This window comes from Sphingorhabdus sp. EL138, assembly GCF_945882965.1.
Taxonomy (GTDB): domain Bacteria; phylum Pseudomonadota; class Alphaproteobacteria; order Sphingomonadales; family Sphingomonadaceae; genus Sphingorhabdus_B.
In genome coordinates this window covers 89,368-111,528 of the sequence record NZ_CAMCWY010000004.1, presented here as the reverse complement: position 1 = coordinate 111,528, position 22,161 = coordinate 89,368, and the positions used below count along the sequence as shown (strand labels likewise).

General features: G+C 56.9%; 25 protein-coding genes. 7 read left to right on the top strand and 18 right to left on the bottom strand.

The features are described 5' to 3' along the window. Nucleotides 1–33: 33 nt before the first annotated feature. Both hisH and hisB read right to left on the bottom strand, forming a co-directional pair. Nucleotides 34–645 carry an imidazole glycerol phosphate synthase subunit HisH gene (gene hisH / locus Q0N43_RS02935; protein ID WP_295442249.1) on the bottom strand — a complete coding sequence of 204 codons (612 nt, stop codon included), beginning with the start codon at nucleotides 643–645 and terminating at the stop codon, nucleotides 34–36. A gap of 3 nt (nucleotides 646–648) precedes the next feature. Then, nucleotides 649–1,236, bottom strand: a complete 588-nt coding sequence (gene hisB / locus Q0N43_RS02930; protein WP_295442246.1) for an imidazoleglycerol-phosphate dehydratase HisB — start codon at nucleotides 1,234–1,236, stop codon at nucleotides 649–651. A 93-nt stretch (nucleotides 1,237–1,329) separates the two neighbouring features. Between hisB and Q0N43_RS02925 the strand changes: the two genes are divergently transcribed. From Q0N43_RS02925 to gmk, 4 genes are all read left to right on the top strand, one after another. Next, nucleotides 1,330–1,806 (top strand): ClpXP protease specificity-enhancing factor SspB, encoded by a 477-nt coding sequence (locus Q0N43_RS02925; RefSeq protein ID WP_295442244.1) that lies wholly within the window; start codon nucleotides 1,330–1,332, stop codon nucleotides 1,804–1,806. Further along, the gene (gene fumC, locus Q0N43_RS02920; protein WP_295442241.1) at nucleotides 1,803–3,194 is read left to right on the top strand and encodes a class II fumarate hydratase; all 1,392 of its coding nucleotides are present in this window, start codon (nucleotides 1,803–1,805) and stop codon (nucleotides 3,192–3,194) included. The genes Q0N43_RS02925 and fumC overlap by 4 nt, the downstream gene beginning before the upstream one ends. Before the next feature lie 10 nt (nucleotides 3,195–3,204). After that, a complete protein-coding gene (locus tag Q0N43_RS02915; RefSeq protein ID WP_295442239.1) occupies nucleotides 3,205–3,399 on the top strand; it encodes a hypothetical protein in 195 nt (64 codons plus the stop codon). A 69-nt stretch (nucleotides 3,400–3,468) separates the two neighbouring features. Then, nucleotides 3,469–4,122: a guanylate kinase gene (gmk, locus tag Q0N43_RS02910; protein ID WP_295442236.1), complete on the top strand. Its 654-nt coding sequence runs from the start codon at nucleotides 3,469–3,471 to the stop codon at nucleotides 4,120–4,122. A 10-nt stretch (nucleotides 4,123–4,132) separates the two neighbouring features. Here the strand turns inward: gmk and Q0N43_RS02905 are convergent, their stop codons facing one another. From Q0N43_RS02905 to crcB, 6 genes are all read right to left on the bottom strand, one after another. Next, nucleotides 4,133–4,609: a DUF3429 domain-containing protein gene (locus Q0N43_RS02905; RefSeq protein ID WP_295442233.1), complete on the bottom strand. Its 477-nt coding sequence runs from the start codon at nucleotides 4,607–4,609 to the stop codon at nucleotides 4,133–4,135. 67 nt (nucleotides 4,610–4,676) lie between these two features. After that, entirely contained in the window at nucleotides 4,677–5,378 is a 702-nt protein-coding gene (locus Q0N43_RS02900; protein ID WP_295442230.1) for an ATP12 family protein, read from the bottom strand. Continuing rightward, a complete protein-coding gene (locus Q0N43_RS02895) occupies nucleotides 5,375–5,614 on the bottom strand; it encodes a hypothetical protein (RefSeq protein ID WP_295442226.1) in 240 nt (79 codons plus the stop codon). Before Q0N43_RS02895 ends, Q0N43_RS02900 begins: the two co-directional genes overlap by 4 nt. Then, nucleotides 5,611–6,282, bottom strand: a complete 672-nt coding sequence (locus Q0N43_RS02890) for an HAD-IA family hydrolase (protein WP_295442223.1) — start codon at nucleotides 6,280–6,282, stop codon at nucleotides 5,611–5,613. Before Q0N43_RS02890 ends, Q0N43_RS02895 begins: the two co-directional genes overlap by 4 nt. 204 nt (nucleotides 6,283–6,486) lie before the next feature. Further along, a complete protein-coding gene (locus tag Q0N43_RS02885; RefSeq protein ID WP_295442221.1) occupies nucleotides 6,487–7,731 on the bottom strand; it encodes an RluA family pseudouridine synthase in 1,245 nt (414 codons plus the stop codon). After that, entirely contained in the window at nucleotides 7,728–8,105 is a 378-nt protein-coding gene (gene crcB / locus Q0N43_RS02880) for a fluoride efflux transporter CrcB (protein WP_295442218.1), read from the bottom strand. The genes Q0N43_RS02885 and crcB overlap by 4 nt, the downstream gene beginning before the upstream one ends. 200 nt (nucleotides 8,106–8,305) lie before the next feature. Here crcB and Q0N43_RS02875 point away from each other — a divergent pair, with 200 nt between their 5' ends. Together Q0N43_RS02875 and acnA are read left to right on the top strand one after the other, a co-directional pair. Then, nucleotides 8,306–8,491, top strand: a complete 186-nt coding sequence (locus Q0N43_RS02875; protein ID WP_295442215.1) for a hypothetical protein — start codon at nucleotides 8,306–8,308, stop codon at nucleotides 8,489–8,491. A gap of 200 nt (nucleotides 8,492–8,691) precedes the next feature. Beyond that, entirely contained in the window at nucleotides 8,692–11,367 is a 2,676-nt protein-coding gene (gene acnA / locus Q0N43_RS02870; protein ID WP_295442212.1) for an aconitate hydratase AcnA, read from the top strand. A gap of 124 nt (nucleotides 11,368–11,491) precedes the next feature. Here the strand turns inward: acnA and Q0N43_RS02865 are convergent, their stop codons facing one another. From Q0N43_RS02865 to ribB, 6 genes are all read right to left on the bottom strand, one after another. Next, nucleotides 11,492–12,343, bottom strand: coding sequence for a CoA ester lyase (locus Q0N43_RS02865; RefSeq protein WP_295442209.1), 852 nt, complete (start codon nucleotides 12,341–12,343; stop codon nucleotides 11,492–11,494). A gap of 36 nt (nucleotides 12,344–12,379) precedes the next feature. Next, entirely contained in the window at nucleotides 12,380–12,826 is a 447-nt protein-coding gene (locus Q0N43_RS02860) for a MaoC family dehydratase (protein WP_295442206.1), read from the bottom strand. Between the two features lie 124 nt (nucleotides 12,827–12,950). Continuing rightward, nucleotides 12,951–14,813 carry an acetyl/propionyl/methylcrotonyl-CoA carboxylase subunit alpha gene (locus Q0N43_RS02855; protein ID WP_295442361.1) on the bottom strand — a complete coding sequence of 621 codons (1,863 nt, stop codon included), beginning with the start codon at nucleotides 14,811–14,813 and terminating at the stop codon, nucleotides 12,951–12,953. Nucleotides 14,814–14,818: 5 nt separating this feature from the next. Further along, entirely contained in the window at nucleotides 14,819–16,420 is a 1,602-nt protein-coding gene (locus tag Q0N43_RS02850; RefSeq protein ID WP_295442203.1) for a carboxyl transferase domain-containing protein, read from the bottom strand. A gap of 4 nt (nucleotides 16,421–16,424) precedes the next feature. After that, nucleotides 16,425–16,844: a 6,7-dimethyl-8-ribityllumazine synthase gene (gene ribH, locus Q0N43_RS02845; RefSeq protein WP_295442200.1), complete on the bottom strand. Its 420-nt coding sequence runs from the start codon at nucleotides 16,842–16,844 to the stop codon at nucleotides 16,425–16,427. Next, nucleotides 16,844–18,145, bottom strand: a complete 1,302-nt coding sequence (gene ribB, locus Q0N43_RS02840) for a 3,4-dihydroxy-2-butanone-4-phosphate synthase (protein ID WP_295442196.1) — start codon at nucleotides 18,143–18,145, stop codon at nucleotides 16,844–16,846. The genes ribH and ribB overlap by 1 nt, the downstream gene beginning before the upstream one ends. A 129-nt stretch (nucleotides 18,146–18,274) precedes the next feature. Between ribB and Q0N43_RS02835 the strand changes: the two genes are divergently transcribed. Beyond that, nucleotides 18,275–19,363, top strand: coding sequence for a DUF2855 family protein (locus Q0N43_RS02835; RefSeq protein ID WP_295442194.1), 1,089 nt, complete (start codon nucleotides 18,275–18,277; stop codon nucleotides 19,361–19,363). Between the two features lie 76 nt (nucleotides 19,364–19,439). Here the strand turns inward: Q0N43_RS02835 and Q0N43_RS02830 are convergent, their stop codons facing one another. From Q0N43_RS02830 to Q0N43_RS02815, 4 genes are read right to left on the bottom strand one after another with little or no spacing between them, the layout of a single operon-like run. Beyond that, the gene (locus tag Q0N43_RS02830) at nucleotides 19,440–20,258 is read right to left on the bottom strand and encodes a TIGR03084 family metal-binding protein (RefSeq protein ID WP_295442191.1); all 819 of its coding nucleotides are present in this window, start codon (nucleotides 20,256–20,258) and stop codon (nucleotides 19,440–19,442) included. Between the two features lie 30 nt (nucleotides 20,259–20,288). Beyond that, complete coding sequence (locus tag Q0N43_RS02825) at nucleotides 20,289–20,684, bottom strand: ribose-phosphate pyrophosphokinase (protein WP_295442188.1); 396 nt, start codon at nucleotides 20,682–20,684, stop codon at nucleotides 20,289–20,291. Between the two features lie 8 nt (nucleotides 20,685–20,692). Beyond that, nucleotides 20,693–21,634 (bottom strand): nitronate monooxygenase, encoded by a 942-nt coding sequence (locus Q0N43_RS02820; protein ID WP_295442185.1) that lies wholly within the window; start codon nucleotides 21,632–21,634, stop codon nucleotides 20,693–20,695. Nucleotide 21,635: 1 nt separating this feature from the next. Then, on the bottom strand, nucleotides 21,636–22,049 hold the full coding sequence (locus Q0N43_RS02815) for a DUF1330 domain-containing protein (protein ID WP_295442183.1): 414 nt from the start codon (nucleotides 22,047–22,049) through the stop codon (nucleotides 21,636–21,638). Nucleotides 22,050–22,161: the final 112 nt, after the last annotated feature.

Genomic DNA, 22,161 nt, shown 5'->3' with positions numbered 1-22,161 from the left:
GCGCAGAGGCACGGAGAGTTGACCAATGACTCATCACGGCGCCCACTCCAAAAAGCGTTTGAGGAGTTCAATGCCATAAGTCTGGCTTTTTTCCGGGTGGAACTGAACACCCATGATGTTGTCGCGGCCCACAGCAGCAACCAATGCGCCACCATGGTCAGTCGTGGCCAACACATCCGCCGCATTTGCGGCATCAAAGTGATAGCCATGCAAAAAATAAGCTTCGCCGAGCGCTATCAACGGCGCGCCGTCACGCGGCACCACATCATTCCAGCCCATATGCGGGATTTTCAAATCTACAGCAGGGGTAATCGCGCGCACGGTGCCGCCGATCCAGCCAAGACCGCACGTGCTTCCATGCTCAACGCCTTCATCGGCGAGCAACTGCATACCGACGCAAATGCCCAGAAACGGCGTTGCTTCAAGCCGAACGCATTGTTCCATCGCGGCCACCATGCCGTCAATCGCGGTTAAAGCATCCATGCAATGCGCGAAGGCTCCAACACCTGGCAGAACGATACGGTCGGCCTTGGCAACGACATCAGGATCAGCGGTCACATGCACATCGCCTGCGCCCGCCGCCTTCAACGCATTGTGCACCGAATGCAGATTGCCCGCGCCATAATCAATCAGCGCAAGCGACACGGCCTACAACGTCCCCTTAGTCGACGGAATGGCGTCTGCCTTGCGCGGGTCAATCTCAACCGCTTGGCGCAAGGCGCGGGCCAAGGCCTTGTAGCAGCTTTCGACAATATGATGGTTATTCGAACCATATAGATTTTCTATATGCAGCGTAATGCCCGCGCTCGTTGCAAAGCTGTGGAACCAATGTTCGATCAACTCGGTGTCCCACTCGCCCAGACGCGGCATGCCAAGCGATACTTTCCACACAAAATAAGGCCGCCCAGAAATGTCGAGCGCACAGCGGGTCAAGGTTTCGTCCATCGGCGCATAGGCGGTGCCATAACGCGTAATGCCGCGCTTATCGCCTAATGCCTGCAACACAGCCTCGCCAATGGCGATGCCCGTGTCTTCGGTGGTATGATGTTGGTCGATATGCAGATCGCCTATCGCTTTGACTTTCAAATCGATCAACGAATGGCGCGACAATTGCTCAAGCATATGGTCGAGAAAGCCAATGCCCGTTGACACTTCATACACACCACTGCCGTCGAGGTTGACCTCAACATCAATAGACGTTTCGTTTGTCTTTCGACTGATGGAGCCGTTACGCATGGCCGCCGATATAGCCGCACTAGCGCATTTGGCAAGTTGGCTTGCGGCAATAAGCGTCTTGATTTCGGGCTCCCGGCGGTCCACCTAGATGCGATGACTGAAGAGCATGTTGATAGCCTGATTCCTTATGATGACGTTGTGCAAGAGGCATTGCGCGCGGTGGTGGGCCGTGTGCTCGGCAATGTCGCCCGCGATGGCCTACCCGGCGACCATCATTTCTACATTACTTTCAAGACTCAAGCCCCCGGCGTTGCCATTCCGCAACATCTGCATGAACGCTTCCCTGACGAGATGACCATTGTGCTCCAGCACAAATATTGGGACCTGAAGGTGGAGGCAGAACATTTCGAAGTTGGCCTGTCGTTCAGCCAGATCCCGTCGCATCTGTTGATCCCCTATTCCGCGATCACCGCCTTTGTGGACCCCGCCGTAGACTTCGCGTTACAGTTCCACGTTGACGCAGGCGACGGCGCGCCCGAACAGCATGAAGAAGCCGGTAACGACGTCCCCTCTGCCGTCGTCGAAGACGGCTCAAACGTCGTCAGCGTGGACTTCGGACGGACAAAGTGACGGGGGCAACCCGCACGGAAACCGACAGTTTTGGGCCAATTGATGTCCCCGCAAACGCCTATTGGGGCGCGCAGACGCAGCGAAGCATCGCCAACTTCCCCTTCCCTGCGCATGAACGCATGCCGATGGGGATTATTTACGGCCTTGCACATGTAAAGCGGGCGGCGGCGTTGACGCATAAGGCGTCAGGGGCGCTAGAGGCCAACATTGCTGACGCCATCATAACGGCGGCGGACGCAATATTGACTGGCACATATGATACGCAGTTCCCGCTCGTCATCTGGCAGACAGGCAGCGGCACACAATCGAACATGAATGTGAACGAGGTGATTGCCGGCATCGCGAATGAAGCGCTGACGGGAACGCGCGGTGGCAAAACGCCTGTGCATCCCAATGACCATGTCAACATGGGCCAATCGTCGAACGACAGCTTTCCCACGGCGTTGCATGTCGCGACCGTATTGGCGGTGCATAATGATCTGCTGCCCGCTTTGGTTCGCCTGACCGATGCACTATCACAAAAAAGCGCCACCTGGGGCGACATCATCAAAATCGGCCGCACCCATTTGCAGGATGCGACGCCGCTAACGCTGGGGAAGGAATTTTCCGCCTTTGTCGCGCAGCTTGCGGGATGCCGTGCCAGCATAGACTTCGCCCTCGTCCATCATGTTCAGAAACTGGCGCAGGGCGGCACTGCGGTCGGTACGGGCCTGAATGCGCCCAAGGGTTTCAATAGGGCAATGGCGACCGAAATCTCCACCGCAACGAACATCGCGTTTGCGCCTGCCGCCAACATGTTCGAAGCTTTGGCATCAAATGACGCGCTGGTGCAAATGTCGGGCACGCTAAATACGCTTGGGGTTGCACTGACCAAGATCGCCAATGATATCCGCTTGCTAAGCTCCGGTCCCCGCGCCGGGCTTGGCGAGCTGATCCTCCCAGAAAATGAACCCGGCAGCTCGATCATGCCGGGCAAGGTCAACCCGACGCAATGCGAGATGCTGACAATGGTGGCCGCGCAAGTGATCGGCAACCATCAGGCGGTGACTGTTGGCGGAATGCAGGGGCATCTTGAGCTTAATGTGTTCAAGCCGATGATTGGTGCAAATGTCCTGCGTTCGATCGAATTGCTGAGCATCGGCATGGACAGCTTTGCCAAAAACTGCGTCGATGGCCTTGAACCCGACCGCGCGCGCATCGCTGACTTGGTTGATCGCTCACTAATGCTCATCACCGCGCTTGCACCAATCATCGGTTATGACAATGCCGCTGCGATCGCCAAACAGGCGCATCGCGACGGAACCACCCTGCGCGAAGCCGCGTTGGCGTCCGGACTGGTTGACGAAGCCACTTTCGATGCCCATGTCAGGCCAGAGAATATGGTTTAGGAGATGCTTCATGCTAAAATCCATTGCAGGGGCCGTTATCGGCGAAGTTATTGGACGCAAGCAGGGTCATGGCTTGTTGGGCGCTGGCATTGGTCTGGCGGCTACACGCTTGGCGAGCCGCTCAGTACCGGGCCTGTTGCTTGTTGGCGGCGCAATTTTGGCCAAAACCATCTATGACAATCGCAAAGAGCGTAAGGACGCCTAACCCGCTTTCGTCACGCACCGACCGCGCTTCCCTCTTGACGCCGACCTGCCCTTTCGCGCAGTAGCGGCTATGGCCCATAACAATACCCACAAGCCTTATGAATTGGAGCGCCGCGGCCTCCTGTTCGTCCTTTCGTCGCCTTCCGGCGCTGGCAAATCCACGCTTTCGCGCATGTTGCTGGATGCGGATGAAAAGATCGCCTTGTCGGTATCCTACACAACCCGTCCCCCCCGGCCCGGCGAAATTGAGGGCGTGCATTATCACTTCACCGATGTCGCGACATTCAAGCAAATGGCGGCGGACGGGGAGTTTCTGGAATGGGCGCATGTTTTTGGTAACCGTTACGGCACGCCAAAGGGCCCCGTTGAGCAACAGCTTGCGGCAGGTTGCGATGTCCTGTTCGACATCGACTGGCAAGGCGCGCAGCAATTATATCAAGAGGCCGGCCCTGATGTCGTGCGCGTTTTCATCTTGCCCCCATCGATTGAAGAGCTAGAGCGCCGCTTATTAAGCCGCGCGCAGGACAGCGAAGCCGTTATTAGCGACCGAATGAGCCGCGCAAAGGCGGAAATCGGGCATTGGGACGGCTATGACTATGTGCTGATCAACGATGATGTGCAGGCCTGTTTTGAAAAAGTGCGGCAAATACTCGCGGCCGAACGTATGAAACGGCGGCGGCAAAAGGGCCTGATCGGCTTTGTCCGCGATATTGCTGCGACTTAGAGCCGCGACCTTAAGTTAATCCCGCCAGCAACAGGGTCAATCCGCCCAGCCCAATCGACAAATGCCAACGCAGCTTCATCCAGCCCGCTGGCAAGGCGCAGCGCGCGCCTAGCCAGCGATCCCCAAAGGGCGATAGCAAAAGGAAAAACCCAAGCCACGCCAAGGACGGGCCGGGCCAAGTCAGGCCCCATATCCACGGCACATAGGTTGCGAGCGCGAGCAGGCTTGGCGCAACCGCAAGCGCGAATATGCCATTGGCGGACGCGTCATCCTTGCGCGTGGTCGCACCAATCGCCCACCACATGCCGCCGATGAAGCTGAAGATAAAGGCGGCATAACCATAAGCCAAGGCAAGGCTAGTCCAGTAATATTCGGACCCCGATAACACCATCGCGGCTGCAATGATCTGCGGCAATAATCCGGCATAGCCCGCGATAAAGGCGGCCTTTGGAATAGGGTGTAGGGTAAAACTCGGGCTGTCTGCCATGGCTATCATCCTTGTGTACACCGCTGCATTACCCGCTGCAATCGTCCGTTGAGAGATGGGTTTTCACCTATGTTCCGGGCGTCAGCAGATCGAGAAAGCGGGCGGCCGCCATAAATTCGCCGGCGCGGTCGTTGCGGTTTTTCTGCGCCCAATGGTCGGCGCCCCATAATTCTTCCTGCCAAAGCTCATCGAGGCAAGCGGCGCTCCAAATGTCTTCGGGTGTGGCAGCGCGCTCCATGACGGCCAAGCTTGCCACGAGCGATCCCGACAAATGCGCAAGCTTCGCCATTGCCGCGAGCTCAAATGCCCCGCGCGCGGCAACCGCCCCGCGCAATATCTCCAGCGTTGCCGCGGGTTGCGGCTGGTGCATGATGCCTTCGACAATCACAAAGTGGATGTCATAGCGTCCCTGTGCCCAATTCAGCCACGGGTCCCAAATCTGGGCCTGCCGGTCGGCAAGCGCCTCACCAGCCGCGGCGCGATAGCAGAAAAGGTCGGTCTCGCCATAAGCGGCAATGGCGGCGGCAAAGCCAGCGTGATCCGGCGCAATACGGTCGATCGCGGCATTGGCAAAGCCGGTTACAGGCATCAAAATCGGGTTGAGTTTTTTTTCCACCGCTTTCCACTCGGCCACCACCGCGTCCGCCATTTTCTGCGTCGGCAGCGCGAGCGCATTGCCAGTGGGTGTCTTTACTGGACGCCCGTCAAGCCGGACGGCTTGGCCCGACGGGGTCGGCTCAAGCGTAACTTCTTTCCAAAACCGCCTCATAGATCCGGCTTACTTTTCCATCTTTTGGACAGGAATACAGGGACGAGAATAAAGTTGAGCATGCCGAAGGCAAATAACAGATATCCTGCGGCCTTAGGGATTCCAAATGCCTCCCGCGCGATGGCGGCGAGGCCCACGACCAGCATGATAGCGCCCAAAATCCGGCACAGGTTGATGACCAGAAAGCGATATTGTGCCTGCATTTCTGCGCGGGCCTTGTCATCCATTGGTGTCATGCAAAATCCTTTAGATAGGCCTTCAGATCGTCCATGCTTTCGGCGATATAGTCTGCCCCTGCTGCATGCAACTCTGCAACGCTGTGATAGCCCCAATTGACGCCCACGGTCCGCGTTCCTGCCGCACGGCCCATATGGATGTCATACACCGTATCGCCAATAACCACCGCATCGCGTGCCTCCGCGCCGGCATCGGCCAAGGCCTGATACACCATTGACGGGTGCGGCTTGGACGGGTGACGGTCGGCGGTTTGTAAGCTGACGAACAAGCCCTTAATCGCATGATGGTCGAGACAGCGGATTAGCCCGCGTTCGGGCTTGCCCGTCGCCACGCCCAGATACCATCCATCTTCGGCCAATTCGGACAATAAGGCGGCGATGCCGTCATATAAGGGTTCGTCCACCAAGCCATTGTTACGCAAATTGAGGAACGCAGCCCGATAATGTTCAGCCAAGTCATGATGGGTTGTGTCATCGGCATCGGGAAACAACACCTGCATCGATTCCACTAAAGACAGGCCAACCACGCGCCTTATATCGTGCCGCAGCGGCGGCGTCAGCCCAGCGCCCTCAAATGCATGCTCCATCGCCATGCAGATATTGGCCTGGCTGTCGACCAAAGTCCCGTCGCAATCAAATATGGCAAGGCGTGTGCGCAATTTGGTCACTAATAGGCCTCCCCATCATACTGAACTCTTACCCAACATCCCGAACGTTTACCATCGTCACCCTGAACTCTTCCCCGTCACCCTGAACTCTTCCGTCGTCACCCTGAACTTGTTTCAGGGTCCATTTCTCGACCGCAACCGCCGGTCGGATGGCGCGATAGACCCTGAACCAAGCTCAGGGTGACGCATTCAACATGAGGCGACCTACTTCTTCGCCGCAGGCTTCTTTACAGGCGCCCGTTTCGCAGGCGCTTTACCCGTCACGGCTTTCTTAATCACCGGCTTTTTCGCGGCGATTTTCTTGCCTGCGGCCATTTGACTGCGCTTGTTATCCTTGGGCTTGTCGGACACCGATCCGCGTGAGCGGCGTTCGCCCTTGCGCTCTTTGCGCGCGGATTTGGCGATGTTGGCTGCAACGCGTTTCTTGCCTTCGGCGGTTTCGCTGAATTTGGGCGCGTCGAGCACTAAGGCATCACCCATTTCAATATCGAAGCCCAAATCGTCAAAGCTGGCCTTCATATGCGGGGGCATATCGGCGCGAACGTCGATTTGATGGCCGGAGGGATGGTCAATGCGGATGCGGCGGGCGTGGAGATGCATTTTGCGGCTGATCGTGCCCGTCAGAAACGCGTCCTTGCCGCCATATTTGCCGTCACCGACAATCGGGTGACCAATCGCGGCCATATGCACGCGCAACTGGTGTGTGCGGCCAGTATAAGGCTGCAACTCAACCCACGCAGTTGCGTTGCCCGCGCGTTCGACAATGCGATAGCGGGTGCGCGCCGATTGCCCGTCTTTTTCATCGACATGCATTTTTTCGCCGCCGCTGCCGGGTTGCTTGCCAATGGGCAGGTCAATGAAACCATCGGCAATGTCGGGCACGCCGACGACCAAGGCCCAATAAACCTTGCGCGCAGTGCGCGATGAAAATGCCTTGGCAAAATGCCCCGCCGACCGCGATGTCCGCGCCAGCAACAACGCGCCCGAGGTATCCTTGTCCAAACGGTGGACAAGCTTTGGCCGGTTATCGAGTTCAAAACCCAAGGCATCGAGCAAGCCATCGACATGGTGCTCGGTCTTGGTTCCGCCCTGCGTCGCAAGGCCAGCCGGCTTGTTAATCACCAAGGCGGCGTCATCCTTGTGGATGACCATGCTCAGCGCGAATTCCATTTCGTCTTCGGTCAGGTCACGGCGCTTGCGCACGGGTCGCGCGCTTGAAGACGCTGACGTGTCCGCGGGCGGCACACGCAAAGTCTGCCCGGCCAGCAACCGGTCGCCTGGCGTCGCCCGCTTGCCATCGACGCGCAATTGCCCCGTGCGCGCCCAGCGCGACACGATGTTGAACGACGCATCGGGCAAATGCCGCTTGAACCAACGGTCCAACCGTATGCCATCATCATCGGGGGCCACGACAAATTGCCGTATGCCTTTTTCGTCATTCTTACTCATGCCCAAATTGCCTTTGCTATCGCCATCCCGGCGAATACGGCGCCAAGCGCCAATAAAATCGACGCGAGCGCATAAAGGGCCGCCATGCCCATTTGCCCTCGTTGCACCATCTGCGCCATTTCCAGCGAGAAGGCGCTAAATGTCGTAAACCCGCCCAAAACGCCCACACCCAGAAACAAACGCAACGGTTCCGCCGCATTGTCCCCGCGCAGTAGCCACATCGCCAATAGGCCTATGCACAGCCCGCCAGCGACATTTGCGGCAAAGGTCGGCCATGGCCAACCAGCCGCGCCGACAGGCAAAGCGCGCGACAGGCCGTAACGCAAGGCTGCGCCCATGGCTCCGCCAGACATGACAAGTATGATGGGGTTCATGGCCGCGCTGTAGCGGCGCTGAACATTAAAAGCCAGCCAAAGCAAACTGGAAGGCGACCGCCTATCCATACACCCCACCCCCCGTCGCCCCAGCTCATGCTGGGGCCCATCACGCCTCGCAGGCGAACAATAAACATGATAGACAAGACAACTGCTCTCGCGACGCCCAGCCGCGCCATAGAATTTCATAAGGAAAACGCATGATCCCCTTTGTCACCCTGACCGACGTTCGCGGCCAAAAAATCTCGGTCAATCCTGAAATCGTGCAGTTCGTCCGCGCCGCCGACAATGCGCATGATGAATGCTTGATCGTATTTGGAAAAGATCAATTACTCCGCGTGCGCGGCAGCCTTGACGAGGTAACCGACGCGTTGCGGCACGGCTAATCGCGGGAAGAGCCCGCGCGGGTAGCCTTTTTACCCCGCCCTACCTTGCACCCAGCCCCTTGCTACGCTAAGGCGCGGCCAGCAAACGAATCTCCCGCTTTTACGCTGGTTTGGCGCGCGTTTATTGGCCGCAGATAGCGGTGACCCGTGTTGTCTTCCCCATCCGGCCAAAAGCCTCAATTTTTAGGGATAGTGATACCATGACCGCAATCGGATTAGACAGCCTGCAAACCCGCTCCACCTTGACCGCTGGCGGCAAGACGGTGGATTATTTCTCGATCAAAAAGGTTTCGGAGAAATTGGGCGATGTGTCGCGGCTGCCGTTTTCGATGAAGGTGTTGCTCGAAAACCTGCTCCGCTTTGAAGATGGTGGCTTTACCGTGTCGGTGCAGGATGTGCAGGCGTTGATCGATTGGCAGCAGGACGCGAAGTCCGACCGCGAAATTCAATATCGCCCTGCCCGCGTGTTGTTGCAGGATTTTACTGGCGTGCCATGTGTGGTCGATTTGGCCGCAATGCGCGATGCCATGACCGCGTTGCAGGCCGACCCGTCGAAGATTAACCCGCTCGTCCCTGTGCATTTGGTTATCGACCACAGCGTCATGGTCGACGAATTTGGTCACCCGAAGGCGGCGGAACAGAATGTTGAAATCGAATATCAACGCAACGCCGAACGCTATGACTTTCTAAAATGGGGTTCCAAGTCGCTGAACAATTTCAAGGCGGTCCCTCCCGGCACCGGCATTTGCCATCAGGTCAATCTGGAGCATATTGCGCAGGCCGTTTGGACAAGCACCGGCGTTGACGGCGCGACAATCGCCTATCCCGACACCTGCGTGGGTACCGATAGCCACACGACAATGGTCAATGGCCTTGGCGTGCTGGGCTGGGGCGTTGGCGGGATTGAGGCGGAGGCCGCAATGCTGGGCCAGCCGGTATCGATGTTGATCCCCGAAGTGGTGGGCTTCAAGCTGACCAGTGCATTGGCCGAGGGCGTGACCGCGACCGACCTTGTGTTGACCGCAACGCAAATGCTGCGCGCCAAGGGCGTGGTTGGCCGCTTTGTCGAATATTATGGCCCCGGCCTTGCCTCGCTGTCGTTGGCCGACCGTGCGACATTGGCAAACATGGCGCCCGAATATGGCGCGACTTGTGGTTTCTTTGGCATAGATGAAAAGACCATCGAATATCTACGTCTGACCGGCCGTGATGAGGACCAGATCGCCTTAGTTGAGGCTTATGCCAAGGAACAAGGCCTATGGGCTTATGCCGATATGGTGGACCCGATTTTCACCGACACGTTGGAACTCGACATGGGCAGCGTTGTCCCGTCGCTTGCCGGACCTAAGCGCCCGCAGGACAAGGTTATCCTCACGCAAGTCGACAATGTGTTCAACGACGATTTGATCAACGTCTACAAGCATGACAGCGCAAAGCGCGTCGCGGTTGAAGGCAAGACGCATGATATTGGCGATGGCGATGTTGTGATTGCCGCGATCACCAGCTGCACCAATACCTCGAACCCAAGCGTGTTGGTTGCTGCGGGCCTTGTCGCGCGTAAGGCCAATGCCTTTGGCTTGCGCCCTAAGCCATGGGTGAAAACCTCGCTCGCACCGGGGTCGCAGGTTGTAACTGATTATCTCGATCGTGCCGGATTGACTGCGGATCTCGACGCGGTTGGCTTTAACTTGGTCGGCTATGGCTGCACCACCTGCATCGGTAACTCGGGCCCATTGGCAGAGCCGATTTCGGCGGCGATTAACGGCCATGATATCGTGGCCGCCTCGGTCATTTCGGGCAACCGCAACTTTGAGGGCCGCGTGTCGCCCGATGTGCGCGCGAACTTCTTGGCTTCACCGCCCTTGGTGGTCGCTTATGCGCTCAAGGGCACCGTGACCGAAGACTTCACCACGACGCCAATTGGCCAAGCGACCGACGGTTCGGACGTGTATCTGCGCGATATCTGGCCCACCAACCAAGAGGTGCATGACGTCATGACCGCAAACATCGACCGTTCGATGTTCACTGCGCGTTATGCCAAGGTCTATGAAGGCGATGCACATTGGCAGAAGATTCAGGTCGAAGGTTCGGACACCTATACATGGCGCGCTGGATCGACTTATGTCGCCAATCCGCCCTATTTTGAAGGCATGAGCATGACGCCCGCGCCGGTGATGGATATCATCGAGGCAAAGCCGCTGGCGATCTTGGGCGATTCCATCACCACCGACCATATCTCGCCTGCCGGCAGCATCAAGGCGGACAGCCCTGCTGGTAAATTCTTGTTAGAGCATCAGGTGAGCAAGGCAGATTTTAACAGCTACGGCGCGCGGCGCGGCCACCATGAAGTCATGATGCGCGGCACCTTTGCGAATATTCGCATCAAGAACGAAATGGTCCCCGGCATCGAAGGCGGCATGAGCAGCTACCAAGGCGAAGTCATGCCGATCTACGACGCGGCCATGAAGCATAAAGCCGACGGCACACCCTTGGTGGTCATCGCCGGCAAGGAATATGGCACCGGATCTTCGCGCGATTGGGCGGCAAAGGGCACCAACCTGCTCGGCGTTCGCGCCGTCATCGTCGAAAGCTTCGAACGCATCCACCGTTCCAACTTGGTTGGCATGGGCGTGTTGCCGCTACAATTCATGGATGGCGAAAGCCGGACAACGCTTGGCCTGACCGCAGATGATAGCTTCACGATCACCAGCGTTGGAAAGCTTCAGCCGCGTCAGACGGTAACCGTGATGGTCACCCGCAAGGATGGCTCAACGTTCAATTTCGACACTTTGTGCCGCATCGACACCGCGAACGAAGTCGAGTATTTCATGAACGGCGGCATTTTGCATTATGTCTTGCGGAAACTAGCGGCCTAAGCATAACTCAGGTTAAGTGGACCCGTCGCCCCAGCGCAGGCTGGGGCCCACTACGTCTGTCAGTTTGGACTGCAAGGCGAGATAGGCTCCAGCCTACGATGGAGCGACCCATTATTCTGACGGCTTAAGCGCGCGCTAAGATCGACAGTGCCGCTTTCAAATGCGGCGCGTCGATCATTTTGCCGTCCAATTGCAATACCCCAGCGCCCGGGTTGGCCGCAAAGGCATCGACGATGGATTGCGCATGCGCAATCTGCGCCAAAGAAGGCGTAAAGCACGCGTTGATGGCGGCAACCTGCGACGGATGAATGGCGAGCATGCCAGTGAACCCGTCTCGTGCCGCGCGACTGGCATAGGACGCCAGGCCCGCCGCGTCGTTTATGCTCGGGAAAACAGTATCAATTGCAGCAACCCCGGCAGCATGCGCCGCAAATAGCGTGAGCGACCGGACCATTTCATATGGCGCCGTGTAGCGGCCATCCGCTTCACGCGAAGTCGAAGCCCCAACTGCAGCGGGTAAATCCTCCGCTCCCCAGCTTACACCAACGAGATAATGTGCGACCTCACGCAAGGTGCCGAGGTCAAACACCGCGCCCGGCGTTTCGGTCGCGATTGGCAAGATCGGCGGCGCCTCGCCGTCCTGACTATCGGCCACGGCTGCTGCTTCTGCGCGTAGCCAATTGACCGAACGCGCTCCTTCTGCCTTGGGTAAGACAATAGCATCTGGCATATAAGGCAGCACGGACGCTAGATCGTCATGGGTAAGATGACTGTCCTGCGGATTAACGCGGATACAAACCGGAACTGGACGGTCACCCGACAGATACTCCGCAGTGGCTTCGCGTGCCGCCAACTTGCGATCAAACGCAACCGAGTCTTCGAGATCAATGATGATCGCATCGGCACCGCTTGCAGCAGCTTTGGCAAATCGATCAGGCCGGTCACCCGGGACGAAAAGGAGGGAGCGCAGTTTCATGCCGTTAGTATGCCCCTCGTCGGACGTTATGGCAATCTAAGCCTTCTTCAGCAACGCGGCACGTTCCGTTTGGCACACAAGTTCGTTACGTTGATTGAGGCATCGATGCAGAAAAGTGACAACACCTGCGTCTGGCCGCGATTTGCTTTCCTTGAGCGCAATGACCTCGGTTTCCGCGCGCAACGTATCCCCGATGAACACAGGCTTGGGCATTACGAGTTTATCATAGCCCAAATTGGCCACCAACGTGCCAAGCGTTGTGTCCCCTACAGACAACCCAACCATCAACGCAAAAGTGAAGGTGCCATTGACGAGAATCTGTCCAAACTCGCTGGCCTTCGCGGCTTCGGCATCAATGTGCAGCGGTTGCGGATTATGGGTCATGACCGAGAAGAGCAGATTATCGGTTTCAGTCACCGTGCGGCGGATTTCATGGACGATGGTGTCGCCGATTTGCCATTCATTGAAATATTTGCCTGCCATTACGTTAACCCTCGCACAAATCCGTCACCCTGAACTTGTTTCAGGGTCCATCGAGCCTCACAAACCACCGGTCAAGGCTGATAAATAGACCCTGAAACAAGTTCAGGGTGACGGTTAAAAATGGTCATGACTGTTCCACCACCGCAATACGCACCAACAACGCCTCAACCTGCACCTGCGCACCAGTCTCCGCATTTAATTCCGCCACCACACCGTCGAACGGCGCAGTTAGGCTGTGTTCCATCTTCATCGCCTCAAGCGTCACCAGTTTCTGGCCTTTGGACACTGCGTCACCCACAGCAACATCAACTGCGATGATCCGGCCCGGCATGGGTGACAGGATTGCACCGTCGCTCGCGGCACTATGCCCTGACCCACGCGGTTCATCCAACACATAACGACGCGCAAAACCGTCGGCGAAAGCGAGCACGTCCGCCGTGGGTTCGTCGGCCTCAATTTCATCAAATGCGACCACATAAAGATTGCCATCATCGTCCCTGAGACGCGCCTCAGCAAGCGGTGGTGCATTCAGGCGGAAACCTAAAATGGCGCTCACTGGTCCCTCGCCGGGGCTGGCACATAACAAAGCAGCGGCTTCCAACAACTCTTCAGGCTCTGGTTCCGATGGATGAACGAGGTCTTCAACTTCCCGCGCAATGAGGCCGGTGTCTATGTCACCAAGTCCAAATTCGTCGAAGTCGACCAACCGACCCAAAAAGCCAGCGTTTGTTTTGACTGGCCACACTTCAGTACCGTCAATGCCGTCGCGCAACCGGTCAATGGCGTCCTCGCGCGTCGCGCCCCATGCAATCAGCTTGGCTATCATAGGGTCGTAATAAGGCGAAACTTCTCCGCCTTGTTCAACGCCTGTGTCGATCCTTAGCTCTTCGGGAAATTCCAAATGATCAAGGGAACCAATAGACGGCAGAAAGCCAGTTGCAGGATTTTCCGCATAGAGCCGCGCTTCCATCGCCCAACCGTTGATGCGCAACTGCTCCTGCTGCAAGGGGATGGCTTCACCGCTGGCGACGCGCAATTGCCATTCGACCAAATCGACACCCGTGATTTCCTCGGTCACCGGATGTTCGACTTGCAGCCGTGTGTTCATTTCCATGAACCATATGCGGTCGGCGCGCAGTCCCTCGGAGGCATCCGCGATGAACTCGATCGTGCCAGCACCGACATAGTCTACGGCTTTTGCCGCTTTCACCGCGACCGCGCACAGCTGTTCGCGGGTTGCGTCGTCCATGCCCGGCGCAGGGGCTTCTTCGATTACCTTCTGGTGACGGCGTTGCAACGAACAATCGCGTTCGAACAAATGGACGATGTTGCCGTGGCTGTCGCCAAACACCTGCACCTCGATGTGGCGCGGGCGTTGGATATATTTTTCGATGAGGACATGCGCGTTGCCGAACGATGCGCTGGCCTCACGTTGGCAAGAGGCGAGCGCGTCGGCGAAGTCGCTTGCGTTCTCGACCTTACGCATTCCCTTCCCGCCGCCGCCTGCAACCGCTTTGATCAACACAGGATATCCGATTTCGGCGGCGCGCTCACCGAGGAACGCTGGGTCTTGGTTTGCGCCCATATAGCCCGGCGTTACAGGCACACCCGCTTCGGCCATCAATGTCTTGGCGGCATCCTTCAGCCCCATCGCGGTAATGCTGGCAGGGTTCGGTCCGACCCATATGAGGCCAGCGTCGATTACCGCTTGCGCGAATTCAGCATTTTCGGAGAGGAAGCCATAGCCCGGATGGATTGCCTCTGCGCCTGTGCTGATCGCAGCGGCGATGATCTTCTCGCCCACCAAATAGCTCTCACGCGCCGGAGACGCCCCAATATGCACCGCCGCATCGGCTTCGCGCACATGCAGCGCCTTGGCATCGGCATCCGAATACACAGCAATTGTGCGAATGCCCATTGCCTGCGCCGTGCGGATTATCCGGCAAGCAATCTCGCCCCTATTGGCGATGAGGAGCGATTGGATTATCTTGCTCACATCCGGAACACCCCGAAACGGGGTGCCTCTTCAACGGGCGCGTTGAGTGCGGCTGCGAAGGCTAGGCCAAGCACATCGCGGGTTTGCGCTGGGTCGATGATGCCATCATCCCACAATCGCGATGTCGCGTAATAAGGATTGCCTTCATCCTCATATTTCTGGCGAATGGGGGCCTTGAAGGCTTCGGCCTCTTCTGGTGTCCATTTTTCGGCATCACGGTGAACAGTCGCGAGCACGGAGGCCGCTTGTTCGCCGCCCATCACCGAAATCCGCGCATTGGGCCAGCTGAACAGGAAGCGTGGGGAATAAGCGCGGCCGCACATGCCGTAATTGCCCGCGCCAAAGCTGCCGCCGATCAGCACAGTGATCTTGGGCACGCTCGCGGTGGCAACGGCGGTGACGAGCTTCGCGCCATGCTTGGCAATGCCTTCCGCCTCATATTTGCCGCCGACCATGAACCCGCTTATGTTTTGCAGGAACAGCAACGGTATCCGCCGTTGGCAAGCAAGCTCAATGAAATGCGCGCCTTTGACGGCGCTTTCGGAGAATAAAACGCCGTTATTGGCAAGAATCGCGACGGGCATCCCCCAGATATGCGCGAAGCCGCAGACCAACGTCGTGCCGTACAGGGCCTTGAACTCATGAAATTCACCGCCGTCGACCAGCCGTGCGATGACTTCATGGACGTCATAAGGCGCGCGCACGTCATCGGGGATGACACCGTAGAGCTCTTCGGGTTCGAATTTTGGTGGACGTGGTTCTTTTATGTCGATGTCGGGTCTGTGGATCGACCCTAAATGCGAGATAATATCCCTAACGACGGTCAACGCATGTTCGTCATTTTCGGCGACATGATCGACAACGCCCGACTTACGGCCATGCAAGTCCCCGCCGCCCAAATCCTCGGCGCTAATTTCCTCCCCCGTCGCGGCCTTGACCAATGGCGGGCCCGCAAGGAAGATGGTGCCTTGGTTCCGCACAATGACGCTTTCGTCTGACATGGCGGGCACATACGCCCCTCCAGCGGTGCAACTTCCCATGACGCAGGCGATCTGCGGGATGCCCTTTGCGCTCATATTTGCTTGGTTAAAGAAGATGCGCCCGAAATGGTCACGGTCGGGAAAAACCTCGTCCTGATGCGGCAAATTTGCGCCGCCGCTGTCAACCAGATAGATGCACGGCAAGTGGTTCGCCTCGGCAATTTCCTGCGCCCGCAAATGCTTTTTGACGGTCATTGGGTAATAAGTGCCACCTTTGACGGTCGCATCATTGCAGACAATCATGCACTGCCGGCCCGAAACGCGGCCAATTCCCGTGATTAGGCCAGCGGCGGGAATTTCGCTATCATACAGGTCGCATGCTGCAAGCTGGCCGATTTCTAGGAAAGGCGAACCGCTATCCAGCAGGCGTTCGACGCGCTCACGCGGCAGCAATTTGCCGCGCGACGTATGGCGCTCACGCGACTTTTCATTACCGCCCAACGCCGCCTCGGCGACTTTGGCCCAAAGTTCATCGCGCAATCCCCGGTTGTGCGCACTGCGCGCCTTAAACTCTTCGGAGTCAGCGTTGATTTGTGTCGTTAAAGTCGGTGCGCTCATCGTTTCAGTTGAAACGATTTTGCAGATTTAGCAAGGCCATCGCGGCAATAGCTGCCTCCCCGCCCTTGTCCTTTTGCTTGGGATCGGCGCGCACTATGGCTTGTGCTTCATTCTCAACGGTCAATATACCATTACCGATGGCAATGCCGTCCATCGTCAACGCCATGATGCCGCGCGCGCTTTCGCCAGCAACGATTTCAAAATGATAGGTTTCCCCGCGAATGACGACGCCAATGGCGACGAAGCCATCATATATTTGCGCCTCCGCGGCCATCGCAATTGTACCTGGAATTTCGAGCGCGCCGGGCACAGTGATTACCTCCACCTCATGCCCCTTGGCCTTCAACGCCGCCTTCGCGCCGGCAACAAGCATATCGTTCAGATGGTCATAAAACCGTGCTTCAACTATCAGAAACTTTGCCATTACTCGCCTCCGGTGCCGGGAATAGGCCGCTCACCTACAATAGAAAGGCCATAGCCTTCAAGGCCAACCAGCGTGTGGTGCGTGTTGGTCAGCAATATCATGTCGTGCACGCCTAGTTCGGTCAGGATTTGTGCGCCGCCGCCATAGTCGCGCAGTTCTTCCATCTCGGGTGCGCCAGCTTGCTTGCCCTCCGCGCGCAGTTGCATGAAGCGGGAAACGACGTTTTTCATTGGCTTGTTGATGACCACGATAACACCAGCACCTTCAGCTGCAATGGCCTCCATCGAGCGGGACAGCAGGCCAGAACGCTCACTATCCTCCCCAAACACATCAACGAACATCGACATGGTATGCATACGTACCAATGTCGGTTTTTCAGGGTCAATGCGGCCCTTGACCAAAGCGATGGTCTCATCGCCCGTCGCCTTGTTGTAAAAGGTCATGGCTGCCCAATCGCCGCCCCAGCGGCTGTTGAACTTCATCTCCGCGCGCTTTTCGACCAAATGGTCGTGCTTGCGGCGATAGGCGATCAAATCGCGGATCGTCCCCATTTTCAAATTATGCATACGGGCGAAAGCGACGAGATCGTCCATCCGCGCCATTGTGCCATCATCCTTCATGATTTCACAAATCACGCCCGACGGGTTGAGGCCAGCAAGCCTGCTGATGTCGACAGCGGCCTCTGTATGGCCCGCACGCACCAGAACGCCACCATCGCGCGCGGTGAGCGGAAAGACATGGCCCGGCGAAACAATGTCATCAGGCCCCATAGAGGCGTCCACAGCAACGGAAATGGTTCGGGCCCGATCAGCAGCACTGATGCCCGTCGTGACGCCCTCACGGGCTTCTATGGACACCGTGAAGGCTGTTTGCATGCTCTCGCGGTTTTCGCGCGCCATCGGCGTCAGGCCAAGCTGTTCGCAACGCGCTTTGGTCATGGTCAGACAGATTAGCCCACGGCCATGCGTTGCCATGAAATTGATCGCGTCTGGCGTCGCCATTTGCGCTGGAATGATCAGGTCGCCCTCATTCTCCCGGTCCTCATCATCAACGAGAATATACATTCGACCATTGCGCGCCTCTTCAATGATTTCCTCAATCGGCACGAGCGCAGGCGTCTCGTCGTTGGAGAACAAATAGCTTTCCAACTTACGCAGCGTTTCAGCGGTGGGGTTCCAGCCCGGCTCATCCAAGTCGCGCAAAGTGTTTGCATGTAGGCCAGCAGCACGGGCTAGGCCAGACCGTGACAAGCCACCGTCGTTGACGAGGCTACGAAGTTTATTGATCAGTTGAGTGCTCATGATTCGTCTTTTTCACATTGCAGTGTGATTGTCAAAGTACATATTCACATCAATGTGATCAATGGAGTCTCTAGTCTTTCATTGAATGAATAAGTTCAGGCGGTTATGCAATCGCAAGGAGGTCCAAATATGGCATCGACAATCTGGGTAAACAAACAGGCGCTGACACAAACGCAGGTGCATGAAGCCGCATTACACCCGCTCGGCGAAGAAGCGGTTCGTTTGCGTATCGAGAGCTTCTCCGTCACGGCGAATAACATCACTTATGCCGTCATCGGGGACCAGTTCGGCTATTGGAACTTCTTTCCAGCGGAGGGCGATTTTGGCGTCGTGCCAATGTGGGGCCATGCAGTCGTTGAAGAATCACATTGCCCCGATATCGCGGTTGGCGAGCGCGTCTATGGCTATTTACCGATGGGGACGCAGCTCGATGTCGTGCCTGGCAAAGTGAGCGCCGGTGGTTTCACCGATATGGCCGCACACCGGCAGCCAATGAGCCCAATTTATAACCAATATAGCCGTCTTGCCGCCGACCCGGAACATGAACCCGCAAAAGAGGCGGAGCGTATGTTGTTTGGGCCTTTATTCAAAACCGGCTTCCTGATTGAAGCCATGCTCCGCCGAGAAGGCTGGTTTGGCTCAGAAAACCTGCTCATTACCAGCGCTTCATCCAAAACGGCGATGGGTCTTGCAAGCGTGGCGAAGGATTTATCGCCCAGCATAAAGCGCATAGGCCTGACTTCAAAGGGCAATGTGGACTTTGTCCTCGGGACTGGCCTGTACGACGGCGTCATGGCCTATGATGAAGTCGACGCACTGCCCGAGACCGCGTCGGTATGCGTCGATTTTGCCGGCAACTCGCGGCTGCTCCGTGCTATTCACGAGAGGTTGGTTAGCCATTTAAAATATAGCTGCTTGGTCGGAGCCACCCATGTTGACGCGCGAGGCCCAAACAGTGCTGGCGCAAGTGGCGGCGAAATGCCTGGACCAAAACCAGTTCTATTTTTCGCCCCCGATCACGCGGTCGCGACAATTCAGGAACTAGGACCAAAGGGTTTTGGCGAAGCCGTCGGCCGCAGTTGGAAAAGCTTTCTAACTGCAGCCGATGGCGTGGTGGACATCGAAATTCGTGCAGGACTGAAGGCCGCCGAAACCGCCTTTGCAGAGACGCTTCAAGGCCGGACAGACCCGCAAAAGGGCATAATCATTCAGCCCTAAAAACCGCCCATCCTTAATAACGAAACGCACGGCTTTTAATGTCGTGATGTCCACTATGGGGTTTGCCGCAAGCCGTTCAAGATAGCCATTTACCTTGAGCATTGTCGGCGCAATGCCGCGAGCCTTTTGTTGGCGGGTCTTGTGGTGGCCCGGCAAAACATTGTGCAATACGCATCCATTGATGCGCGACTTCGCCTGTGACTTCAAGCGCAGTGTCCGCAATGTTCCGGCATTGGGTGACAACCTGACAAAACTCTGTCGCGCTGCCGGAAATCATACCGCTTTCGGAGGGCTCGCCATATTCCCAAACCGCGCCGGATGGAGCGAACAGGCGCAATTTCGGCATCGGGCCGGGCTGCTCGCTGCGGCGATTTTTCCAAGTAAAGCCCCATGTATTGACGCCAAGCCGTGCGATATTTCCAATCCGGTCAGTGTCTTGCCGCGCCACACCAAGCATATCGTAAACCGCCTGCCCATGTGCCCAAGTTTCCATGAGCCGCGCCGTGATTGAACTTAGCGCGCTCATGTCAGGGCCAACCCATTTGAGACGAAGCTTCGGATCCGCCGCAGCAAATGCAACAGCAGTGGCTTCTGCACGCTCCATCCACGCGTTTCGCAATGCATGACCCGAAAGACCATCCAGATAGCTCGCCTCAAACTCGGGCAACTTACCCCCGCGAACGCCAGCCATCATCGCAGCGACAAACGCACCAAACGCCGCCTCGTCACGCAACGACAGGTCGACTGCGATATTCCAGACGTGCAAATGGCGGATGATGTTGTTGATGGTCCAGCCCTTGAACTGGGTTGGCGTTTCAAAATCTGCCTCGGAAAGCGAGGTCAGCAAAGCGCATAACGCCTTGCTCTCATCTAAAAAATCGGTTGCCTGTTGCATTAGTTTCGTCGTCCCAGATCAGTTTCAAATTCAAAGCGGTTTGTTTTGCCAATATGCGAACACATCGTCCTGAAGTTTTCGGATATGGGCATGCGCTTGCGGCCCTGTCCATTCACCCTGATAATCGGTCCGCCCTGTCCACCAGCCCTGCCCAGGCAAGCCGTCACCTTCACGCACCACAAGCACCGCAAGCGCAGGGGTGCCTTCGTCGGCGGTGATCTGGTCTATCTTGTCTAACGTCTTGCAGACCGCGCGCATTTTGGGCCGTGTGAAGCGGAAGCCGAGGTTCAACAAAAGCTCGGAATAGCTGATCACACGGCCATCACGCCCACATTGTTCCAGTATGGCCTTGATCCGCGCAACATCGTGCAGCGCCGAAGCATCCGCCTCTGGATCGCTTAGAAATTCTTCGAGGACAGGGTCCAATTCACATCCTAAAGATAGTCACGCAGCAAATCGTTCATGACGGTATAAAACTCCTCCATCACCTCGTCGATGATTTGCTTGGCGGGTTTCACCGCATCAATGCGTCCGGCCACTTGCCCGGAAAGAGCGATCGCAGCCTCCATGTCACCGCCGAAATACAAATCAAGCACACCACGCATTTCGCCCATGATATTGTCCGTTGGTTCAACGTCCAGCTTTGTTGTTCGTTCAGTGCGCAAAGCACGTAATGCCGGCCCCGGCCCATGGCGATTGAGGAACAGCGTGTCGGTTTCCTTCGCGTTGATGATGGCGTCTTTCCAGTTATGGTGCACAGGCGATTCCGCAGCGCTGACCATCCGTGTGCCCATTTGTACGGCCTCTGCGCCAAGCGCAAATGCCGCTGCCATTGTCCGTCCGCAGACAATGCCGCCAGCAGCGACGATAGGCACGTCAACTTTGCTCCGGATAAGCGGCAGCAGGACCATCAGCGCAACGTCCTTCGGATTTTTGAAACCACCGCCCTCGCCACCTTCGACGACAAGACCGTCAACACCAGCATCAATGGCTTTCAATGCGCCAGCGAGGGTCGGCACGACGTGAAAAACTGTAAGCCCCGCTGCCTTTAGCGGACCGCAATATTTATTGGGGTCGCCCGCAGATGTTGTTACGAATTTGATGCCTTGGTCGACCACAAAATCCACAATGCCCGGGTCGCGAACAAAGGCTTGTGCGATGTTCACCCCGAAGGGCTTATCGGTAAGTCCGCGCATTTTGATGATTTCGGCGCGCACTTCATCCAACTGCCCCGAGGATGTTTCGATGATGCCAAGCCCGCCTGCGTTTGACACCGCCGATGCCAGTTGCGCCCGCGCAATCCAACCCATTGGCGCCTGAATGATGGGATATTCGACCCCGAGCAAGTCGGTCATGCGGTTCTTCATCGGTTTCATATCAATGTCCAATCTGACTAGTGCGGATGTTCAATTGGCCAGCAAGCCCAGCTTTACGATGAGATTCAATGGCTTGATATTCAGGCGAAGACACCATTTTCTGCATGGCCGCAAGGGAAGGATATTCGACCAAAGCGATCATGTCCCATTCGTCCTCAACTTCACCAATCATCATTCCAGTAACTGTCCCGGCGTAAATTTGGCGGCCACCGACGGCAGCCAAACAAGCCTGAATAGCTTTACCGTAGCTGGCATAAGCCGCTGCACCAGAAAGATCGGAATCGCGGCCATCGGCATATTCCGCCTTGTCTTTGAACTTCAGCAAATTCACCATGACAAACGGCCCGTTCTCTGGACCGCCGAAAAATGACGTAGCCTGCGCCATTGATGGAAATATAGCATTGTCTACACGCATGATCGGCTCTCTCCCCTCTGATTTAATCATGTGCTTAAATCAGCGCTATGACATTGTAAAAGTGATTATGCGCTTCAGAGGTAGGTACAAATCTAGCCGGGCTTTTTGGGGC

What these genes read in the sequence shown, in the direction of transcription:
- hisB (WP_295442246.1), bottom strand. Translation starts at nt 1,236, where the DNA reads ATGCGTAACGGCTCCATCAGTCGAAAGACAAACGAAACGTCTATTGAT.
- Q0N43_RS02925 (WP_295442244.1), top strand. Translation starts at nt 1,330, where the DNA reads ATGACTGAAGAGCATGTTGATAGCCTGATTCCTTATGATGACGTTGTG.
- Q0N43_RS02915 (WP_295442239.1), top strand. Translation starts at nt 3,205, where the DNA reads ATGCTAAAATCCATTGCAGGGGCCGTTATCGGCGAAGTTATTGGACGC.
- gmk (WP_295442236.1), top strand. Translation starts at nt 3,469, where the DNA reads ATGGCCCATAACAATACCCACAAGCCTTATGAATTGGAGCGCCGCGGC.
- Q0N43_RS02905 (WP_295442233.1), bottom strand. Translation starts at nt 4,609, where the DNA reads ATGGCAGACAGCCCGAGTTTTACCCTACACCCTATTCCAAAGGCCGCC.
- Q0N43_RS02900 (WP_295442230.1), bottom strand. Translation starts at nt 5,378, where the DNA reads ATGAGGCGGTTTTGGAAAGAAGTTACGCTTGAGCCGACCCCGTCGGGC.
- Q0N43_RS02895 (WP_295442226.1), bottom strand. Translation starts at nt 5,614, where the DNA reads ATGACACCAATGGATGACAAGGCCCGCGCAGAAATGCAGGCACAATAT.
- Q0N43_RS02885 (WP_295442221.1), bottom strand. Translation starts at nt 7,731, where the DNA reads ATGAGTAAGAATGACGAAAAAGGCATACGGCAATTTGTCGTGGCCCCC.
- crcB (WP_295442218.1), bottom strand. Translation starts at nt 8,105, where the DNA reads ATGAACCCCATCATACTTGTCATGTCTGGCGGAGCCATGGGCGCAGCC.
- Q0N43_RS02875 (WP_295442215.1), top strand. Translation starts at nt 8,306, where the DNA reads ATGATCCCCTTTGTCACCCTGACCGACGTTCGCGGCCAAAAAATCTCG.
- acnA (WP_295442212.1), top strand. Translation starts at nt 8,692, where the DNA reads ATGACCGCAATCGGATTAGACAGCCTGCAAACCCGCTCCACCTTGACC.
- Q0N43_RS02865 (WP_295442209.1), bottom strand. Translation starts at nt 12,343, where the DNA reads ATGAAACTGCGCTCCCTCCTTTTCGTCCCGGGTGACCGGCCTGATCGA.
- Q0N43_RS02860 (WP_295442206.1), bottom strand. Translation starts at nt 12,826, where the DNA reads ATGGCAGGCAAATATTTCAATGAATGGCAAATCGGCGACACCATCGTC.
- Q0N43_RS02850 (WP_295442203.1), bottom strand. Translation starts at nt 16,420, where the DNA reads ATGAGCGCACCGACTTTAACGACACAAATCAACGCTGACTCCGAAGAG.
- ribH (WP_295442200.1), bottom strand. Translation starts at nt 16,844, where the DNA reads ATGGCAAAGTTTCTGATAGTTGAAGCACGGTTTTATGACCATCTGAAC.
- ribB (WP_295442196.1), bottom strand. Translation starts at nt 18,145, where the DNA reads ATGAGCACTCAACTGATCAATAAACTTCGTAGCCTCGTCAACGACGGT.
- Q0N43_RS02835 (WP_295442194.1), top strand. Translation starts at nt 18,275, where the DNA reads ATGGCATCGACAATCTGGGTAAACAAACAGGCGCTGACACAAACGCAG.
- Q0N43_RS02830 (WP_295442191.1), bottom strand. Translation starts at nt 20,258, where the DNA reads ATGCAACAGGCAACCGATTTTTTAGATGAGAGCAAGGCGTTATGCGCT.
- Q0N43_RS02820 (WP_295442185.1), bottom strand. Translation starts at nt 21,634, where the DNA reads ATGAAACCGATGAAGAACCGCATGACCGACTTGCTCGGGGTCGAATAT.
- Q0N43_RS02815 (WP_295442183.1), bottom strand. Translation starts at nt 22,049, where the DNA reads ATGCGTGTAGACAATGCTATATTTCCATCAATGGCGCAGGCTACGTCA.